Annotated in this window: 20 protein-coding genes; 12 read left to right on the forward strand and 8 right to left on the reverse strand. The window is 53.5% G+C overall.

Translation table 11 applies throughout. The features are described from left to right. Positions 1–121: 121 nt before the first annotated feature. From kdsA to hemA, 6 genes are read right to left on the reverse strand one after another with little or no spacing between them, the layout of a single operon-like run. A complete protein-coding gene (gene kdsA, locus NA624_RS15675) occupies positions 122–976 on the reverse strand; it encodes a 3-deoxy-8-phosphooctulonate synthase (RefSeq protein WP_000811046.1) in 855 nt (284 codons plus the stop codon). A 37-nt stretch (positions 977–1,013) separates the two neighbouring features. Beyond that, positions 1,014–1,823: an invasion regulator SirB1 gene (gene sirB1 / locus NA624_RS15680; RefSeq protein WP_001257065.1), complete on the reverse strand. Its 810-nt coding sequence runs from the start codon at positions 1,821–1,823 to the stop codon at positions 1,014–1,016. Positions 1,824–1,826: 3 nt separating this feature from the next. After that, the gene (sirB2, locus tag NA624_RS15685; RefSeq protein ID WP_000150667.1) at positions 1,827–2,216 is read right to left on the reverse strand and encodes an invasion regulator SirB2; all 390 of its coding nucleotides are present in this window, start codon (positions 2,214–2,216) and stop codon (positions 1,827–1,829) included. Then, positions 2,213–3,046, reverse strand: a complete 834-nt coding sequence (gene prmC / locus NA624_RS15690; RefSeq protein WP_000347310.1) for a peptide chain release factor N(5)-glutamine methyltransferase — start codon at positions 3,044–3,046, stop codon at positions 2,213–2,215. Before prmC ends, sirB2 begins: the two co-directional genes overlap by 4 nt. Next, on the reverse strand, positions 3,046–4,128 hold the full coding sequence (gene prfA, locus NA624_RS15695; protein WP_000804708.1) for a peptide chain release factor 1: 1,083 nt from the start codon (positions 4,126–4,128) through the stop codon (positions 3,046–3,048). Before prfA ends, prmC begins: the two co-directional genes overlap by 1 nt. A 40-nt stretch (positions 4,129–4,168) precedes the next feature. Then, positions 4,169–5,425, reverse strand: coding sequence for a glutamyl-tRNA reductase (hemA, locus tag NA624_RS15700; protein ID WP_000173208.1), 1,257 nt, complete (start codon positions 5,423–5,425; stop codon positions 4,169–4,171). A 313-nt stretch (positions 5,426–5,738) separates the two neighbouring features. Between hemA and lolB the strand changes: the two genes are divergently transcribed. From lolB to dauA, 4 genes are all read left to right on the forward strand, one after another. Continuing rightward, positions 5,739–6,362 (forward strand): lipoprotein insertase outer membrane protein LolB, encoded by a 624-nt coding sequence (gene lolB, locus NA624_RS15705; protein ID WP_000174481.1) that lies wholly within the window; start codon positions 5,739–5,741, stop codon positions 6,360–6,362. Then, positions 6,359–7,210 carry a 4-(cytidine 5'-diphospho)-2-C-methyl-D-erythritol kinase gene (gene ispE, locus NA624_RS15710; RefSeq protein WP_000988251.1) on the forward strand — a complete coding sequence of 284 codons (852 nt, stop codon included), beginning with the start codon at positions 6,359–6,361 and terminating at the stop codon, positions 7,208–7,210. The genes lolB and ispE overlap by 4 nt, the downstream gene beginning before the upstream one ends. Before the next feature lie 265 nt (positions 7,211–7,475). Beyond that, complete coding sequence (gene prs, locus NA624_RS15715; protein WP_001518537.1) at positions 7,476–8,423, forward strand: ribose-phosphate diphosphokinase; 948 nt, start codon at positions 7,476–7,478, stop codon at positions 8,421–8,423. A gap of 124 nt (positions 8,424–8,547) precedes the next feature. Then, positions 8,548–10,233, forward strand: a complete 1,686-nt coding sequence (dauA, locus tag NA624_RS15720) for a C4-dicarboxylic acid transporter DauA (protein ID WP_001037188.1) — start codon at positions 8,548–8,550, stop codon at positions 10,231–10,233. Between the two features lie 44 nt (positions 10,234–10,277). Here dauA and ychH read toward each other — a convergent pair whose 3' ends face one another. Then, complete coding sequence (gene ychH / locus NA624_RS15725) at positions 10,278–10,556, reverse strand: stress-induced protein YchH (protein ID WP_000823878.1); 279 nt, start codon at positions 10,554–10,556, stop codon at positions 10,278–10,280. A gap of 275 nt (positions 10,557–10,831) precedes the next feature. Here ychH and pth point away from each other — a divergent pair, with 275 nt between their 5' ends. Next, the gene (pth, locus tag NA624_RS15730) at positions 10,832–11,416 is read left to right on the forward strand and encodes an aminoacyl-tRNA hydrolase (RefSeq protein ID WP_000985595.1); all 585 of its coding nucleotides are present in this window, start codon (positions 10,832–10,834) and stop codon (positions 11,414–11,416) included. Between the two features lie 116 nt (positions 11,417–11,532). Next, entirely contained in the window at positions 11,533–12,624 is a 1,092-nt protein-coding gene (gene ychF, locus NA624_RS15735; protein ID WP_000505850.1) for a redox-regulated ATPase YchF, read from the forward strand. 158 nt (positions 12,625–12,782) lie between these two features. Here ychF and NA624_RS15740 read toward each other — a convergent pair whose 3' ends face one another. After that, positions 12,783–14,048, reverse strand: coding sequence for a DUF4427 domain-containing protein (locus NA624_RS15740; protein WP_000794380.1), 1,266 nt, complete (start codon positions 14,046–14,048; stop codon positions 12,783–12,785). Between the two features lie 492 nt (positions 14,049–14,540). On the opposite strand from NA624_RS15740, the gene hyaA reads away from it, so the two are divergent. The 6 genes from hyaA to NA624_RS15770 are packed head-to-tail and all read left to right on the forward strand — an operon-like array spanning position 14,541 to position 20,031. Next, on the forward strand, positions 14,541–15,659 hold the full coding sequence (gene hyaA / locus NA624_RS15745; RefSeq protein WP_001058312.1) for a hydrogenase 1 small subunit: 1,119 nt from the start codon (positions 14,541–14,543) through the stop codon (positions 15,657–15,659). Then, positions 15,656–17,449 carry a Ni/Fe-hydrogenase large subunit gene (gene hyaB / locus NA624_RS15750; protein WP_000070982.1) on the forward strand — a complete coding sequence of 598 codons (1,794 nt, stop codon included), beginning with the start codon at positions 15,656–15,658 and terminating at the stop codon, positions 17,447–17,449. Before hyaA ends, hyaB begins: the two co-directional genes overlap by 4 nt. Before the next feature lie 18 nt (positions 17,450–17,467). Next, positions 17,468–18,199 (forward strand): Ni/Fe-hydrogenase b-type cytochrome subunit, encoded by a 732-nt coding sequence (gene hyaC / locus NA624_RS15755; protein WP_000147031.1) that lies wholly within the window; start codon positions 17,468–17,470, stop codon positions 18,197–18,199. Further along, the gene (hyaD, locus tag NA624_RS15760; protein WP_000993804.1) at positions 18,196–18,792 is read left to right on the forward strand and encodes a hydrogenase 1 maturation protease; all 597 of its coding nucleotides are present in this window, start codon (positions 18,196–18,198) and stop codon (positions 18,790–18,792) included. Before hyaC ends, hyaD begins: the two co-directional genes overlap by 4 nt. Next, positions 18,782–19,186: a hydrogenase-1 operon protein HyaE gene (gene hyaE / locus NA624_RS15765; protein WP_001262569.1), complete on the forward strand. Its 405-nt coding sequence runs from the start codon at positions 18,782–18,784 to the stop codon at positions 19,184–19,186. Before hyaD ends, hyaE begins: the two co-directional genes overlap by 11 nt. After that, a complete protein-coding gene (locus NA624_RS15770; protein WP_000063377.1) occupies positions 19,183–20,031 on the forward strand; it encodes a hydrogenase expression/formation protein in 849 nt (282 codons plus the stop codon). The genes hyaE and NA624_RS15770 overlap by 4 nt, the downstream gene beginning before the upstream one ends. Positions 20,032–20,035: the final 4 nt, after the last annotated feature.

Genomic DNA, 20,035 nt, shown 5'->3' on the forward strand with positions numbered 1-20,035 from the left:
GGGTTTTAATAACTGGCTTAAAGCTGAAAGCTTTCCGGAACCCCCAGCCTAGCTGGGGGTTTTCCATAGACAAAAAAGCCGGATAGTATCTTATCCGGCCTACACAAGCTAAAAACCGCAATCAGTTCTCGGTATCCAGCTCGTCGAAGCTTTTCACCAAATCATCAATCGCTTTTATCTGGGTCAGGAACTGCTCCAGTTTCGCCAGCGGCAGCGCGGAAGGACCGTCGCACTTCGCGTTAGCCGGGTCCGGATGCGACTCCAGGAACAGGCCCGCCAGACCGACAGCCATACCGGCGCGCGCCAGCTCGGTCACCTGACCACGACGACCGCCAGAGGCGGCGCCAAATGGGTCGCGGCATTGCAGCGCGTGGGTAACGTCGAAAATCACCGGCGAGTTGCCGGAGACCTTTTTCATCACGCTAAAGCCCAGCATATCTACCACCAGGTTGTCATAACCGAAGTTCGCGCCGCGGTCGCACAGAATCACCTTATCGTTGCCGCCCTCATGGAACTTATCCACGATATTGCCCATCTGACCTGGGCTTACGAACTGCGGCTTTTTCACGTTAATCACAGCGCCGGTTTTCGCCATCGCTTCCACCAGGTCGGTCTGGCGCGCCAGAAACGCCGGGAGCTGAATCACGTCAACCACATCAGCCACAGGCTGCGCCTGGCTGGCTTCGTGGACGTCAGTGATCACTTTTACGCCAAATGTCTGCTTGAGTTCCTGGAAGATTTTCATCCCTTCTTCCAGACCCGGCCCACGGTAAGAGTGAATAGAGGAACGGTTGGCTTTATCAAAAGAGGCCTTGAACACGTAAGGAATACCCAGCTTCTGGGTAACGGTTACGTAGTGCTCACAAATGCGCATTGCCAGATCGCGTGACTCCAACACGTTCATACCGCCAAACAGCACAAACGGCAGGTCATTTGCCACCTTAATGTCGCCAATGTTAACCACTTTTTGTTTCATAGGATCGCCTTACACTTATAGGTAAAATGTCGGTTAATTAATGTAGAACAATTTGCTTGTGCGCAATGGTGTTGATCTGCGCACGAATCATTTCGCTGATCGGGTCTTCCGGACACTGTTCAACGAAGTAGCTTAAATCAGTCAGCGCAACGTGTTCACACTCAAGCTGCGCGTAGATCAACCCGCGGTCACGGATTTCGTAAGGATCTTCCGGGTTAAATTGCAACAATGCTTCGCTAACGCGCAGCGCCAGCTCCATTTGCCGTTCCTCCATCAGCGAGGATTTCAGCGTATCCAGTAGCTTACGAATCACTTCGGCGTTATCCGCTTCGTCCAAATCTTCATTAAACAACTCGGCGACCGGACTAATATTGCCTTTTAACCAGACTTCCAGAGTATGTTCATCAAGCGTTTCACCGTTGAACGGGTTAATCAGCCACATTTCCCCTTCCAGCGATTCAATACGCAAAATCAACTGCGTTGGGAAGATAACGGGCACCAACGGCAAATCAAGACGGTTTGCTATCCATAATAAAATAGCGCCCAACGATACCGCGCTACCCTGGCGTTTTTTCAGGACTTTATCGAGCCATAAAGCATCAGAAAGACGGTAGACGCCGCGGGAATCCGTGAACCCCCACTCGCCGTAAAAAAGTGCCAGCAATTTTTCCAGTTGCTCATCCTGAGACAGGAGCTGGCTAATTTCTTCCTGCGCCAGACTGACCAGACGTTCCAGTTCGTCGTAGACAAACTGCGTGGGAAAATCCAGGCGAATCATCTCTGATGCCAGGATCATGCCATCACACAGCGGCGCATTGTTAAATTCGAAATCAGCTAACGACCTCATGACTTACCCCAGTAACGGTATTTTTGTGGTGGCGAGTTTAATGATGATGTACAGCACCACCAGCGCCAGCGGGAAAGCGATAAAACGCGCCTGCTGGCTGCGCGCCTGACGATAATCAAGCGCAATAAAACCCAAAACGATGTAGATGATAACGCCAAACAGTTTTTCAGTCAGCCATGAGCCCGACTCCGTGAATGGCAGGATGTGCGTTTTAACGATTAACCCAATACCGCTAAGCAGTAACAGGGTATCTATGACGGGAGGCACGATTCGTGTCCAGCGCGCGGCGGCCAACGCATGGCCGCAATAGCGCCACCAGTAACGAGCGACAAACAAACTGACGGAGAGCGCAACACAGATAAGATGAAGCGTGAGCAGCATCGCAATTGTCATGGCGTAAAACGTCCGCAGGTCACGCGTTCATTACCGCCATAATCACGACACGTTTCTACATCCGAGTAACCAGACCGCCTGAAAACCGCTCTTACCGCTTCGCCTTGCTGCCAACCGTGTTCCAGCAGCAGGAAGCCGCCGGGCGTTAACATCTGGCGGGCGTTATCGATAATATGCGTAAGATCCGCCATACCGTTTTCGTCCGCCACCAACGCCGAGCGCGGTTCAAAGCGTACATCGCCTTCGCTAAGGTGCGGGTCCTGCGCGTCAATGTAGGGCGGATTGCTGACAATCATGTCGAACTGCTGCCCCGATAGCGCGCTGAACCAACAACTTTGCAGTATACGCACATTCCGGATAGCCAAATGTTCCGCGTTGCGTATCGCCAGCGCAACCGCATCAGGCATACGATCGACCGCAGTCACCTCACAATCCGGTCGCTCGCAGGCCAGCGCCAGCGCAATCGCGCCAGTTCCGGTGCCTAAATCCAGAATACGACAGGTTTTGACCGGCAATCGCGCCAACGCCTGTTCCACCAGACATTCGGTATCCGGGCGCGGGATTAGCGTGGCGGGAGAAACGAAGAGCGGCAGCGACCAGAATTCGCGTAAGCCCGTCAGGTACGCAATGGGTTCGCCCTGTTTACGCCGCTGCAGCAGATCCGCGAGCTGTTGTTGCTGGACGTCAGTAAGCGGCGTTTCGCCAAAGGCCATGATATACGTCCGCCCCTTGCCCGTAACGTACTCAAGCAGGATCTCGGCGTCGCGCCGGGGGCTGTCGCTGTCCCGGAGCTGGTTTACCGCCTCATGCAGCCAGTGCTGAAAATCCATTATTCCTGCTCGGACAACGCGGCTAACAGGTCAGCCTGATGTTCCTGAACAATCGGCTCAATCAGCATATCCAACTTACCTTCCATCGTTTCATCAAGGCGATATAACGTCAGATTAATACGATGATCGGTCACGCGCCCCTGCGGGAAATTATAGGTCCGGTTACGATCGCTGCGATCGCCGCTGCCAAGCAGGTTGCGGCGCGTTGACGCCTCGGCCTGCTGGCGTTTTGCCGTTTCGGCGGCGTGAATACGCGCCCCGAGCACCGAGAGCGCTTTCGCTTTGTTTTTATGCTGCGAACGCTCGTCCTGGCATTCCACCACGATGCCGGTCGGCAAGTGGGTAATACGGATAGCGGAGTCGGTGGTGTTAACGTGCTGACCGCCCGCGCCGGAAGAACGAAACGTATCAATGCGCAGATCCGCCGGGTTAATATCCGGCAGCTCGGCTTCCGGCAGCTCCGGCATCACGGCGACGGTACAGGCGGAGGTATGGATACGCCCCTGCGACTCGGTCGCCGGAACACGCTGTACGCGGTGTCCGCCGGACTCAAATTTCAGTCGGCCATACACGCCGTCGCCGCTGATTTTGGCGATGATCTCTTTATAACCGCCATGCTCGCCTTCGCTCATGCTCATGATCTCCACGCGCCAGCGGCGCGATTCGGCATAACGGCTGTACATGCGGAACAGATCGCCGGCAAACAGCGCGGCTTCATCGCCGCCGGTGCCGGCGCGAACCTCAAGGAACGCGTTTCGTTCATCGTCCGGATCTTTCGGCAGCAGCAGTACCTGTAACTGTTGCTCCAGTTGTTCGCTTTTTTCTTTCGCTTCGCGCAGTTCTTCCTGCGCCATTTCTCGCATTTCAGGATCGTCGAGCATCATCTGAGCCGTCTCGATATCGTCCTGAACCTGTTGCCAGTCCGTAAAACAGCGAGAAACGTCGCTTAATTGCGCATATTCGCGCGACAATGCGCGAAAGCGGTCCTGGTCGGCGATAATTCCCGCATCGCCCAGCAACGCCTGAACTTCCTCATGGCGTTCGTGCAGGGCTTCCAGTTTGGCAACGATAGAAGGCTTCATAGGCGTAAATTCACCCTGTAAAAAAGTGTGGTGTGTGCTGCTACTCCAGCCCGAGGCTGTCGCGCAGAATATTCAGGCGTTCGTCATCCCCGTCACGGGCAGCCTGTTGAAGTGATTTCGTTGGCGCATGAATCAGGCGGTTGGTCAGTTTCCATGCCAGATCCTGCAAGATGGCTTGCGCATCACCGCCCTGTTGAAGGGCCGACAGCGCTTTGGTAGTCAGTTCGTCACGAATCTGCTCCGACTGACTACGGTATTCCCGAATGGTCTCGCTGGCCCCCTGGGCGCGTAGCCAGGCCATAAACTCGCTGGCTTCCTGCTCAACAATCGTTTCCGCTTCTACCGCCGCAGCCTGACGCTGCGCCAGATTATGCGAAATGATGCTCTGTAAATCATCGACGCTATAAAGATAAGCGTTCGCCAGTTTGCCGACTTCCGGCTCAACGTCGCGCGGTACGGCGATATCCACCAGCAGCATCGGCTGGTTGCGACGGCTTTTTAATGCGCGCTCCACCATGCCTTTACCGATAATCGGCAGCGGGCTGGCGGTCGAACTGATGATAATATCGGCATCCTGCAAACGGGCGTCGATATCGCTGAGCGAGATAACCTCAGCGCCTACTTCATCCGCCAGGGCTTGCGCGCGCTCGCGGGTTCGGTTGGCGATAATCATCTTTTGTACTTTATGCTCGCGCAGGTGACGCGCCACCAGTTCAATGGTTTCGCCCGCGCCAACTAACAGTACAGTGACCGTCGAGAGCGATTCGAAGATTTGGCGGGCGAGCGTACAGGCGGCAAACGCGACGGAGACGGCGCTGGCGCCGATATCGGTTTCAGTCCGCACTCGCTTGGCGACGGAAAAAGACTTCTGAAACATTCGCTCCAGCGCGCTGGCGTTAAGGTGGCCTTTTTGCGAATCCGCAAACGCTTTTTTCACCTGACCGAGGATTTGCGGTTCGCCCAGCACCAGTGAATCCAGACCGCTGGCGACGCGCATCAGGTGGCTGACGGCGTCATTGTCCTGATGCCAGTACAGACTGTTGCGCAGATCGTCCTCGTTCAGGTTATGGTAATCGCATAACCAGCGGATCAGCGCTTCCTGCAGGTTATCCTGCTCTTCCACGCTCAAATACAACTCTGTACGGTTACAAGTTGACAGCACGACCCCGCCCTGCACCATTGGCTGCGCAAGCAGGCTGTCCAGCGCCTGATCAAGCGTGTCCGGCGAAAACGTTACGCGTTCTCGCAGCGATACAGGTGCCGTTTTATGGTTAATACCGAGCGCTAAAAGGGTCATGTCTGCGGGAGTAGTACCAGCGTTGATATGGTTAGTCTGCTTGCATCATACAGGATGCGCGTGGTCAATAAAAGAGAGAGCCCCCTTTTGGAGTAATTGGCAGCGCTCGCTAATTTGATGATTTAAGACAACTTGAAAGTAGACGATGTCACCAGGCGGCGCTAGCATTAAAGGCTATAACTGTAACCGATAGCAAAAATTTGCCGAATCGCGGCGCGAACGTTTTTACAGCCTGCAGGTTCAGTTTTCAGGCCTGATAAGCGTAACGCCATCAGGCAATTATTGCACCGTATCACAAGGATTCGTCATCACTATGACCCTGCCCGATTTTCGCCTGATTCGTCTACTGCCGTTAGCAAGCCTGGTTCTCACCGCCTGTACGCTTCCTGGGCATGAAGGCCCGGGCAAGAGCCCGGATTCCCCTCAGTGGCGCCAGCATCAGCAAGAGGTGCGTCATCTGAATCAATACCAGACGCGCGGCGCCTTTGCTTACATCTCAGATGATCAGAAAGTCTATGCGCGCTTCTTCTGGCAACAGACCGGACAGGATCGCTACCGCCTGCTGCTTACCAACCCGCTGGGCAGCACCGAGCTGGAGCTTAACGCCCAGCCGGGCAACGTCCAGTTGGTGGATAACAAAGGCCAGCGTTATACCGCCGATGACGCCGAAGAGATGATCGGCAAACTCACCGGGATGCCGATTCCGTTAAACAGCCTGCGGCAGTGGATCCTCGGCCTGCCTGGCGATGCCACCGACTACAAACTGGACGACCAGTACCGCCTGAGCGAAGTGAACTACCGCCAGGATGGTAAAAACTGGAAAGTGGTTTACGGTGGCTATGACAGCAAAACGCAGCCTGCCATGCCTGCCAATATGGAGCTTTCAGACGGCAGTCAGCGCATTAAGCTGAAAATGGATAACTGGATTGTGAAATGATGACCCATTGGCCCTCTCCGGCAAAATTAAATCTGTTTTTATATATCACCGGACAGCGTGCAGACGGCTACCACACGCTGCAGACGCTGTTTCAGTTTCTGGATTATGGCGACACACTCCACATCGAACCGCGTCACGATGGCGAAATCCATTTATTAACGCCGGTTACCGGCGTTGAAAATGAAGACAATCTGATCGTCCGCGCCGCGCGGTTGTTGATGAAAGCCGCCTCGGAGAGTGGACGCCTGCCCGTCGGAAGCGGTGCGGATATCAGCATTGAGAAGCGCCTTCCCATGGGCGGCGGTCTGGGCGGCGGCTCATCTAACGCCGCGACCGTTCTGGTGGCGCTCAATCATCTTTGGCAATGCGGGCTTTCCATTGATGAACTGGCGACGCTCGGCCTGACGCTCGGCGCGGATGTTCCAGTGTTTGTCCGCGGCCATGCCGCGTTTGCCGAAGGCGTAGGCGAAATATTAACGCCGGTGAATCCGCCGGAAAAATGGTATCTGGTCGCGCACCCTGGCGTAAGCATTCCCACACCGGTTATCTTTAAAGATCCTCAATTGCCGCGTAATACGCCAAAAAGGTCAATAGATACGTTACTAAAATGTGAATTCAGCAATGATTGCGAGGTTATCGCAAGAAAACGTTTTCGCGAGGTTGATGCGGCGCTTTCCTGGCTGTTAGAATACGCGCCGTCGCGCCTGACTGGGACAGGGGCCTGTGTCTTTGCTGAATTCGATACAGAGTCTTGTGCTCGCCAGGTGCTTGAGCAAGCCCCGGAATGGCTCAATGCTTTTGTGGCGAAGGGTGTCAACCTCTCCCCATTGCATCGAGAGTTACTCTAACGCATTCGGGTTTCAGGAAGATGGCGAAATGACGAGTCGCCGGTCATATATGCCGTATTTGACCGGTGTGAGGCATCGATACCAGCGCACATGAAACGTGAATGAAGACGAGTAAGCCGGGCAAGCTGAGCTTCGGTGACAACGTCACCTTGTTCCAGACGTTGCATCGCGCTCTTTAATACACCGCCTGGATAGGATTTTGCCTGGCCCGCACAGTTTTCGGCAAATCTTTTCCACCAATGGACGCATGCCTGAGGTTCTTCTCGTGCCTGATATGAAGCTTTTTGCTGGTAACGCCACCCCGGAACTAGCACAACGTATTGCCAACCGCCTGTACACTTCTCTCGGCGACGCCGCCGTAGGTCGCTTTAGCGACGGCGAAGTCAGCGTACAAATCAACGAAAATGTACGCGGTGGTGATATTTTCATCATCCAGTCCACTTGTGCCCCAACCAACGACAACCTGATGGAATTGGTCGTTATGGTTGATGCCCTGCGTCGTGCTTCCGCAGGTCGTATCACCGCCGTTATCCCCTACTTTGGCTATGCACGTCAGGACCGTCGCGTACGTTCCGCCCGTGTGCCGATTACCGCAAAAGTTGTCGCTGACTTCCTGTCCAGCGTCGGCGTTGACCGCGTTCTCACCGTAGATCTGCATGCTGAACAGATCCAGGGCTTCTTTGACGTTCCGGTTGATAACGTGTTCGGTAGCCCAATCCTGCTCGAAGATATGCTGCAACTGAATCTGGATAACCCGATCGTGGTTTCTCCGGATATTGGCGGCGTGGTTCGTGCCCGCGCTATCGCTAAGCTGCTGAACGATACCGATATGGCTATCATTGATAAACGTCGTCCGCGCGCGAACGTTTCTCAGGTGATGCACATCATCGGCGACGTCGCTGGCCGTGACTGCGTGCTGGTTGATGATATGATCGATACCGGCGGTACTCTGTGCAAAGCAGCAGAAGCATTGAAAGAACGTGGCGCTAAACGCGTGTTTGCCTACGCGACGCACCCGATCTTCTCAGGCAATGCGGCAAACAACCTGCGCAACTCCGTTATTGATGAAGTCGTTGTCTGCGACACCATTCCGCTGACCGACGAAATCAAAGCGCTGCCGAACGTGCGTACCTTGACCCTGTCAGGTATGCTGGCCGAAGCGATTCGCCGTATCAGCAACGAAGAATCGATTTCCGCCATGTTCGAGCATTGATCGAACCCGGATCTGAAACCCGCTGCGGCGGGTTTTTTTGTCTGTAACACCCTTTTGTATGACTTATGCCTCCTTCACCTGCCATTTAGTTGACAGATGATGCGCTCATGGATGAAACATTATTGTGAACAAATTATTTTCCTCACATGTGATGCCTTTCCGCGCTCTCATCGATGCTTGCTGGAAAGAAAAATATACCGCCTCCCGGTTCACCCGTGATGTGATAGCCGGGATCACCGTCGGGATTATTGCTATCCCGCTGGCGATGGCGCTGGCAATTGGCAGTGGCGTTGCGCCGCAGTATGGCCTCTATACCTCCGCTGTCGCCGGGATCGTGATCGCGCTAACCGGCGGCTCGCGCTTTAGCGTTTCCGGCCCTACCGCCGCGTTTGTGGTGATTTTGTATCCGGTGTCGCAACAGTTTGGGCTGGCGGGTCTACTGGTCGCCACGCTGATGTCGGGCTTCTTCCTGATCCTTTTCGGCCTGGCGAGACTGGGGCGATTGATTGAATATATCCCGGTGTCGGTCACGTTGGGTTTTACCTCAGGGATTGGTATTACCATCGGTACCATGCAGATTAAAGATTTTCTTGGTCTGCAGATGGCCCATGTGCCAGAGCACTATTTGCAGAAAGTCGGCGCGCTGTTTATGGCGTTGCCCACCGTCAATATTGGCGATGCCGCCATTGGCGTGGTGACGCTGGGAACGTTGATTTTCTGGCCGCGTCTCGGTATTCGTCTGCCGGGACATCTTCCCGCGCTGCTGGCCGGTTGCGCCGTGATGGGGATCGTTAATCTGCTGGGCGGTAATGTAGCGACTATCGGTTCACAGTTCCATTACGTTCTGGCTGACGGCACCCAGGGCAACGGCATCCCGCAGCTCCTGCCGCAACTGATGCTGCCGTGGAGTCTTCCTGGCTCCGATTTCACGCTAAGCTGGGACTCACTGCGCGCGCTGCTGCCAGCGGCCTTCTCGATGGCAATGCTGGGGGCAATCGAATCATTGCTCTGCGCCGTCGTGCTGGACGGCATGACCGGCACCAAACATAAAGCTAACAGCGAACTTATCGGCCAGGGGCTGGGGAATATGGTCGCGCCGTTCTTTGGCGGCATCACCGCCACCGCCGCGATTGCCCGCTCTGCCGCCAACGTCCGCGCTGGCGCGACCTCTCCCGTCTCAGCGGTAATTCACGCTATCCTGGTTATTCTGGCGCTACTGGTCTTAGCCCCGCTACTCTCCTGGCTGCCGCTTTCCGCGATGGCGGCGCTACTGCTGATGGTGGCATGGAATATGAGTGAAGCCCATAAAGTGGTGGATCTGTTACGCCATGCACCGAAAGACGACATTATCGTTATGCTGCTGTGCATGTCATTAACGGTTCTGTTTGATATGGTCATCGCCATCAGCGTGGGGATTGTCCTTGCTTCCCTGCTGTTTATGCGCCGTATTGCGCGAATGACTCGACTTGCGCCGGTCAATGTCGATGTGCCTGAAGATGTGCTGGTGCTGCGTGTTATCGGGCCGCTCTTTTTCGCTGCGGCGGAAGGGCTGTTTACCGACCTTGAGTCACGTATTAAGGGCAAACGTATCGTCGTTCTGAAATGGGACGCAGTGCCAGTACTGGATGCAGGCGGGCTTGATGCTTTTCAGCGTTTTGTGAAGCGTCTGCCGGAGGGTTGCGAATTGCGTATCAGTAACCTGGAGTTCCAACCGCTGCGCACAATGGCGCGTGCCGGTATCAAACCTATTCCTGGGCGTCTGACCTTCTTCCCGAACAGGACGGAGGCGTTAGCGGATTTACTCAGTTAATGGACAATGCCCGGTGGCGATAACGCTTACCGGGCCTGAACCGGTTAGCTATGACGACGATTGTCGTTACGGCGGCAACGTTTGTCATAGTGACGTACCCACCAATATTTGTCGCTCACCTGCTCATGCCCCCCTACACGAGCCCCCGCCAGCCAAAGAACTGCACCGACAAAAATGCTCAGTATTGCGCCATGCGCAAAAAATTGCGGCAAATTAAACTGCGGCAGTTGGTTTAAAATAGAGTAACCCACGCCGACAACCATCACGACCAGCCCCAACCCCATCAGCACGTTACCGAATAACGAAGCGTTTTTGCGTTTCATATGTCACCTCCGGAACTTTTGGGTTGTTTTTAGGAAATCCCCCTAAACTTTATGTGTAAAGTATAGACAACACTTTCGTTTGTAAGTGCGGCTGTGATCACAAATGTAAAGTTTCATTTAACAAAACTTTACAAATAACACACTGAACAGTTTACATTTTTAATAATCAATGCTGGCAATTATTTAATTTACTTCAGAGTGTCGCTGTGTTTTGTCAAGCGGGCAGACAGACAGTAAACTACGCGCCAGTTATGGATCTACTCAGGACAAAAAACGTGGCAATTAAATTGATTGTTGGTCTGGCGAATCCCGGCGCGGAATATGCCGCGACGCGACACAATGCAGGCGCATGGTACGTCGATTTACTGGCGGAGCGCCTGCGTGCGCCATTGCGTGAAGAGCCTAAATTCTTTGGCTATACCTCACGCATCACGCTGGAAGGGGAAGATGTTCGCCTGCTGGTACCCACCACGTTCATGAACCTCAGTGGTAAAGCAGTTGGCGCAATGGCCAGTTTTTACCGTATTCAGCCGGACGAAATTCTGGTCGCTCACGACGAGTTGGATCTCCCTCCGGGCGTCGCGAAATTTAAACTTGGCGGCGGCCACGGCGGCCACAATGGTCTGAAAGACATCATCAGCAAGCTGGGCAATAATCCCAACTTTCACCGCTTGCGCGTTGGAATTGGTCATCCAGGCGATAAAAATAAAGTTGTTGGTTTCGTGCTGGGTAAACCCCCTGTTTCTGAACAAAAATTAATTGATGAGGCCATTGACGAAGCGGCACGCTGTACGGAATTGTGGTTCAAAGAGGGTCTGGCCAAAGCAACAAGCCGTTTGCATACCTTTAAGGCGCAATAACCAGTGATGTGCGGCATTTTTGCCGCACGCCGTGTATAATAGGCGAAGTTATTTCCATTTCTGCAATCTGTTTTCTATAACAGGTTGATTATTAAGATATTAAGGTGAGTTAAATCATGGGATTCAAATGCGGTATCGTCGGTCTGCCCAACGTCGGGAAATCCACCCTGTTCAACGCGCTGACAAAAGCCGGTATTGAAGCGGCAAACTTTCCGTTCTGCACTATCGAACCGAATACCGGTGTCGTGCCGATGCCCGATCCGCGTCTGGACCAGTTGGCTGAGATTGTTAAACCGCAACGCATTCTACCAACCACGATGGAGTTCGTGGATATCGCCGGTCTGGTGAAAGGCGCGTCCAAAGGCGAAGGGTTGGGTAACCAGTTCCTGACCAATATCCGTGAAACCGAAGCTATCGGTCACGTGGTTCGCTGCTTTGAGAACGACAATATCATCCACGTGGCGGGTAAAGTAAATCCGGCAGAAGATATTGATGTTATCAATACCGAACTGGCGCTGGCTGACCTCGATACCTGCGAGCGCGCTATTCATCGCGTACAGAAGAAAGCCAAAGGCGGCGATAAAGACGCCAAAGCGGAACTGGCCGCGCTGGAAAAATGCCTGCCGCACCTGGCCGAAGCGGGGATGCTGCGTTCGCTGGACCTGACGGACGAAGATAAAGCGGCTATCCGTTATTTAAGCTTCCTGACGCTGAAGCCGACGATGTATATCGCTAACGTCAATGAAGACGGTTTTGAAAATAACCCGTATCTCGACCAGGTTCGCGAAATCGCCGCCAAAGAAGGTTCGGTCGTGGTTCCGGTGTGTGCCGCCGTCGAAGCTGATATTGCTGAGCTGGATGATGACGAGCGCGACGAATTTATGGCTGAACTGGGTCTGGAAGAACCGGGGCTGAACCGCGTTATTCGCGCAGGTTATCGCCTGCTGAACCTCCAGACCTACTTTACCGCCGGGGTGAAAGAAGTTCGCGCATGGACCATTCCGGTTGGCGCAACCGCGCCGCAGGCGGCAGGTAAAATCCATACCGACTTCGAAAAAGGCTTTATCCGCGCCCAAACTATCGCCTTTGACGACTTTATTACCTATAAAGGTGAACAAGGCGCGAAAGAAGCCGGTAAGATGCGAGCGGAAGGCAAAGATTACATCGTTAAAGATGGCGATATAATGAACTTCCTGTTCAACGTCTAAATAAAATTTGTTGTCTCATGAGGTTTCATTGAACCTCATGAGAGGCAAAGAAAGTCATAAAATCCACGCAACCGCGTGGATTTTTTATTTCATAATATCTCAACTCATGCTGACAGGCTCAATTAACGCAGAGCTAACAGGGTAAGTTCTTTTCTTAATTACCAGTCGACATTTACTGTATGATTATAAAAAGGATGCTGTTCCTTTAGCGGCGTCTCATAACTTGGGATCGCATCATAATGATCTTTTCCCTGAACGGAATACCTTCCCGCTTCGATATCAAAACGATGTTTGAGCCATCCCGCAACATGACTTGCGAAAGCTTCTTTTCTTCTTAATGGCCAATCAACAGAAGCCAAATTAACATCTAATAAGTACCGCCCTTCTTTATTAACCTTGATCATTCCAGCCTGCAGTAACGCCCGTACCACCTGGGATTGGTTATCATGAATCCAGACCCAGGCATTTCCAAATTCCATTGCATAATTATCATTTAAAAAATCTTTTTTTGAATATAATTCACTTACATAATCATTGATAGAATCAGCATAATTTTTTACTTTAGATGCAGATAAATCAAAAAAAGATTCAAATCCGAAAGTATTATCATTAATACAGGACAGTAACGCGCCCGGTTCCGAGAGCTGGGTCCATGATTGTAAACTCTCTACAGCTATAATGAATTTGAAAGTATTTCTTCCAATGATACCCCGGTCAATTAAAGTTAAAATATCGTGAGTTACGGTAGGGATATCTTCTACAAATGGGACTATTATTCCCGCACCATTTATTTCGCTTGATTTAAAATCAAACCCTGGGGTGCTTTCAATGTCTTCCGGAATACCATACTCTTTAATATGATTAAGGAAATTTTTAATATCGCCACGATATGGCCATCGCCATTCGCGTTCATGTGTCCAGTCAACCTTACCTGGAACATAAGTAACATATCTATATTGTTCAATCAAAGGAAGAACCGTTTCATCAAGAATACGTTCCCCGTTTCTGCCTTGCGAGTATCGAGCATTGTTATGCTGATCTAACCCATATATTACTGGCCTTGCCCCATAATTAAACATTTGCTCTTTAGGTAAAACGATTGCATATAAACCGATTTTTTCATTTCGTTCTAATCGGCGAACACCAGTTTCTAAATAAGCTGCAATCGGCATATCTGTAAAGCATACCACCGGGGAGTCACCATATACGGTTCGTTGCCCATTTCGGTATGACCAGGACGAGAAAATTTTATGACTGCGTAAAGATAATCGAAGTAAATATTTAGCATCAATGAAACATGCGTGGTGCTGATTATTAAAACCACAGTATTCAGGCAAATAAATATGGCTACCGGTCTCTAAATCAACGTCCCGAAAAAAATGAATCAAATAATCGGACAAGTCAAATCTGATGTTATTTTTCATGGGACGCCCTCTTTCAAACGGTCTCTTTTTTGCATTCCTTTAAAACCAGCATCACTATTTTATATAAAAATCTTCACGAAGTATGCTTCTTTTAACGATGACATCAAATCCTCCCTCCTTTTGCGTCAACTTACGTATCCTGAAATGGCGAGACCAGGATAAATCTACCCGAGGTCACTCGCTGAAACCTCATCCTGGAACAAGCTCAACCGTCCTTCCCCGCCACGGCCCTTTCGCCGAAAAACCGATAATGGGTATAAATATACCGCTATAAGCTATACCCACACACTTCACATTGTTTCTTATCGTTAATCCGATACGCTTTTTTCACATTATTTCTGGCGATATACGCCGGTGCAAAGTGAATCGGGCTCGTTTCCGCGCTCGCGCGTAACACAATGATTTGCCTTGCTGGCGGAACGTCAACGGACCCGCAAAAGCGCCTTATGCCCCTGGCGGAGCGTGGTGCAAAAAGGAGAAAAAATACGCGTTATGAATAACGAGGAGACCTTTTATCAAGCCATGCGTCGTAAGGGAGTGACCCGACGCAGCTTTCTCAAATTCTGTAGCCTTGCTGCCACATCGCTGGGGCTGGGCGCCGGAATGACGCCAAAGATCGCCTGGGCGCTGGAGAATAAACCGCGGATTCCGGTGGTCTGGATTCATGGACTGGAATGCACCTGCTGTACCGAATCCTTTATCCGTTCCTCGCACCCGCTAGCCAAAGATGTGATCCTCTCGCTGATTTCCCTCGATTATGACGACACCCTGATGGCCGCCGCCGGCGCACAGGCCGAAGAAGTCTTTGACGATATTACCACTCGCTACGCCGGGAAATACATTCTGGCGGTGGAAGGCAATCCACCGTTAGGAGAACAAGGGATGTTCTGTATCAGCGGCGGTCGCCCGTTTATTGAAAAACTGAAGAAAGCCGCCGCGGGCGCCAGCGCTATTATTGCCTGGGGAAACTGCGCTTCCTGGGGTTGCGTCCAGGCCGCCCGCCCCAATCCGACCCAGGCAACGCCTATCGATAAAGTGATCACCGACAAGCCGATCGTGAAGGTCCCTGGATGTCCGCCAATCCCGGATGTCATGAGCGCCATTATCACCTATATGGTGACGTTTGATCGTCTGCCGGAACTCGATCGCATGGGCCGTCCACTAATGTTCTACGGTCAGCGTATCCACGATAAATGCTACCGCCGCGCCCATTTTGACGCCGGTGAATTTGTCGAGAGCTGGGATGATGACGCCGCCCGCAAGGGATACTGCCTGTACAAGATGGGCTGTAAAGGACCAACCACCTATAACGCCTGCTCCTCCACACGCTGGAATGACGGCGTCTCCTTTCCTATCCAGTCCGGTCACGGATGTCTGGGATGTTCAGAAAATGGTTTCTGGGATCGCGGCTCGTTTTATAGCCGCGTGGTGGATATTCCCCAGATGGGTACCCATTCAACCGCCGATACGGTGGGGCTGACCGCGCTGGGCGTGGTCGCGGCGGGCGTTGGCGGTCACGCTGTCGCCAGCGCGCTCAACCAACGTAAACGCCACAAACAACAGTTAGCGCAAGCCGAACAACAGCCGGACAATGAGGATAAACAGGCATGAGTAACCAGTATCAAACCCAGGGTTATACCGTTAACGACGCCGGCCGTCGTCTGATCGTGGACCCGATTACCCGCATCGAAGGGCATATGCGCTGCGAAGTGAACATTGATGAGCAAAACGTCATTACCAATGCCGTTTCCTGCGGCACAATGTTCCGCGGGCTGGAGATCATTCTGCAAGGCCGTGACCCGCGTGACGCCTGGGCGTTTGTTGAACGTATTTGTGGTGTCTGTACCGGGGTACATGCTCTGGCATCGGTGTACGCTATCGAAGATGCGATTGGTATCCAGGTGCCGGATAACGCCAATATTATACGTAACATCATGCTGGCTACGTTGTGGTGTCACGATCATCTGGTCCATTTTTATCAGTTAGCCGGCATGGACTGGATTGATGTTCTGAATGCGCTGAAAGCCGATCCGCGCGCCACCTCGCAGTTGGCGCAAAGCCTTTCCGCCTGGCCGATGTCATCGCCGGGCTACTTCTTTGACGTACAAAATCGATTGAAGAAATTTGTCGATGGCGGCCAGCTTGGGATATTCCGTAACGGCTATTGGGGACATCCACAGTACAAACTGTCGCCAGAGGCTAATCTGATGGGTTTTGCCCACTATCTTGAAGCCCTCGACTTCCAGCGCGAGATCGTCAAAATCCATACCATATTTGGCGGTAAGAACCCCCATCCTAACTGGATCGTCGGCGGGATGCCGTGCGCGATCAATCTCGATCAAAGCGGCGCGGTCGGGGCTATCAATATGGAGCGCCTCAACCTGGTGCAGTCGATCATCACCCGCACCGCCGACTTCATTAACAACGTGATGGTTCCGGACGCGCTGGCTATCGGCCAGTTCAATAAAGCATGGAGTCAAATTGGCACCGGTCTGTCGGATAAATGCGTGCTGAGTTACGGCGCATTTCCGGACATTGCCAACGACTTCAGCCAGCAAAGCCTGTTAATGCCGGGCGGCGCGGTGGTCAATGGCGATTTTAAAAATGTCATGCCGGTAGATTTGGCCGATCCGCAGCAGATACAGGAGTTTGTGGATCACGCCTGGTACCGCTATCCGGACGATCGGCTGGGTCGTCATCCTTTTGACGGCATTACCGATCCCTGGTACAACCCGGGTGATGTCAAAGGCAGCGATACGCATATCCAGCAGCTCAACGAGCAGGAACGTTACTCCTGGATTAAAGCGCCGCGCTGGCGGGGTCATGCCATGGAAGTCGGCCCGCTTGCCCGAACGCTTATCGCGTACCACAAAGGGGATGCCGCCACCATAGAGTCGGTAGATCGCATGATGTCCGCCCTTAAACTGCCGCTCTCCGGTATCCAGTCTACGCTTGGTCGTATTTTATGCCGCGCGCACGAAGCGCAATGGGCCGTCGGTAAGCTGCAGTATTTTTTCGACAGGCTTATGACCAACCTGAAAAACGGCGACCTGGCCACCGCCAATACCGAGAAATGGGAACCGGCCAGTTGGCCGCAGCACTGCCGCGGCATCGGTTTTACCGAAGCGCCTCGCGGAGCGTTGGGACACTGGGCGTCAATACGCGATCAGAAGATTGAACTCTATCAGTGCGTGGTCCCCACCACCTGGAACGCCAGCCCACGCGATCCTAAAAAACAGATCGGCGCCTATGAAGCGGCATTGATGGGAACGCAAATGGCGATTCCCGACCAACCGTTAGAAATCCTGAGGACACTGCACAGCTTCGACCCCTGCCTCGCCTGTTCAACCCACGTGCTCGGCGACGACGGCAGCGAACTGATTGCCGTCCAGGTACGCTAAGCGTTAAGGAAAAGAACGATGACTGGAAAGCTATCTCCACGCGTCGGGGAGGCGCGTGATACTGCCGTCAGCCACTATGTGTTTGAAGCGCCGGTACGCCTGTGGCACTGGCTAACGGTGGCCTGCATGTTGGTACTGATGGTAACAGGCTACTTCATTGGCCGACCGCTGCCGTCGGTGAGTGGCGAGGCGACCTATCTGTTTTACATGGGCTATATCCGGCTGATCCACTTTGCCGCCGCGATGATCTTTACCGTGTTACTGCTGGGGCGAATTTATTGGGCCTGTGTCGGCAACCGCTATTCGCGAGAGCTGTTTATCGTCCCGGTCTGGCGTCGCAGTTGGTGGCAAGGCGCTTTCTCCGTGGTCCGCTGGTATCTGTTTCTGGAGAAAAAACCGGGGAGCGACATCGGACATAACCCTGTCGCGCAGGCCGCGATGTTCGGCTATTTCCTGTTGTCGGTATTTATGATCCTCACCGGTTTCGCTCTGTTTGGCGAGCATAGCCAGTACGCCATCTTTGCGCCGTTCCGCTATGTAGTTGAATTTTTCTACTGGACCGGCGGCAACTCCATCGATATTCACAGCTGGCACCGACTGGGCATGTGGCTGATCGCCGCCTTCATCGTCGGGCACGTTTACCTCGCTATCCGGGAAGACATTATGTCCGACGATACGGTGATCTCCACCATGATCAATGGCTATCGCAGCCACAAATTCCCCAAACCGCACGACAAGGAGCCCTCATGAATGCGCAACGCGTAGTGGTGATGGGGTTAGGAAACCTGCTGTGGGCCGATGAAGGATTCGGTATCCGGGTCGCGGAGCGTTTGTATGCCCGATATCACTGGCCTGAAGAGGTAGAAATTGTGGACGGCGGTACGCAAGGGCTAAACCTGTTAGGTTATGTAGAGCAAGCCAGCCATCTCCTGCTCCTTGACGCGATCGATTATGGCCTGGCGCCGGGCAGCCTGCGAACCTATGCCGGCGAGAAAATCCCCGCGTATCTCAGCGCCAAAAAAATGAGCCTGCATCAAAACAGTTTTTCCGAAGTTCTGGCGCTGGCCGACATCCGCGGGCATCTGCCCTGTCACATTGCGCTGGTCGGCCTGCAACCGGCGCTACTGGACGACTACGGCGGTAGCCTGAGCGAAATAGCTCGCAGCCAGCTACCGGCGGCGGAACAGGCCGCCCTGGAGCAACTGGCCGCCTGGGGGATCGTACCGCAGGCAAATGAGGTCGCACGCTGTCTGAACTATAAATGCCTGTCGATGGAAAATTATGAGGGAGTGCGCATACGTCAGTATCAGACACGTCTGGAGGGCAAAAGAAGTGGCGAATGACACCCCGTTCTCTGCGCTATGGCAACGCCTGTTAACCCGGGGATGGCAACCGGTAGAGGCTTCCACGGTAGACGACTGGATCAAACTGGTTGGAGATGGCGTCATCCTGTTAAGTAGCGATCCGCGGCGTACGCCGGAAGTCAGCGATAACCCGGTGATGATTGCCGAACTCCTGCGTGAGTTCCCGCAGTTTGACTGGCAGGTGGCGGTGGCCGACCTTGAACAAAGCGAAGCTATCGGCGATCGCTTTAATGTTCGTCGGTTTCCGGCGACGTTGGTTTTTACAGACGGCGAGCTACGCGGCGCGCTCAGCGGCATTCATCCCTGGGCTGAACTGCTCACGCTGATGCGTTCGATGGTTGACACTCCCGCAGCGCAGGAGATAGCACAATGAGCAACGCCTTTTTTCATCTGCTGGGGCCAGGTACGCAGCCTGATGACGCCAGTTTCTCGATGAATCCCTTACCGCTCACCTGTCAGGTCAATGGCGACCCAAGTATGGCGGCGCTGGAGCGCTGCGCTCACAGCCCGGCGGTGATGGCATTGTTGACCGATCTGCGAGGTCAGCTTGCCCGGCGCATCCCGGAAGTCGGCGACGTGCTGGGATGGGAGTTATCTCCCCTGAATGCCGATGATCTCTCATTCCTCAATACGCTATTGGGCGAAGGCGAAGTCTCGGTACGCATTCAGCATCCGGACGGGAGTGAAAGCGAGATCCAGGAGACCATCTTCTGCGGCCTGTGGCGGGTACGCCATCTGCATAACCGACGCCTGCTGACGGATCGTCTGGAAGCGGGTAGCGCGCCCCTGACATTGTGGCAAGCGGCGACTGCCGATACGCTGCCTGACGACTCTCTGCTGCCTCCGCCTGTCGCTGGCCTGATGAATGGACTGCCGCTGGCCCATGAGTTATTGGCGCACGTACGCGATCCGGCGTTGCAACCTCACAGCATCAATTTGACCCAACTGCCGCTCAGCGAGGCCGATCGTCTTTTTCTGGCGCGTTTATGCGGACACGGGAACATCCAGATTCGCATCTCCGGGTATGGCGAAAGCCAAATCAACGCCACAGCATTGCGCCATCTCTGGCATGTGCGCTGTCTGGACGCCCTTAAAGGGCCGTTGCTCGATAGCTATGAGATTTGTCCTTTGCCGGAGCTGGTACTGGCGGCCCCGGAAGATCTGGCCGATTCGCGCCAGCGCCTGGATGAAGTCTGCCGATGGCTGGAGACGCGCTAACGCT

Origin of the sequence: Salmonella sp. NW38 (genome assembly GCF_051807745.1) — a bacterium.
Classification (GTDB): Bacteria; Pseudomonadota; Gammaproteobacteria; order Enterobacterales; family Enterobacteriaceae; genus Salmonella; species Salmonella enterica.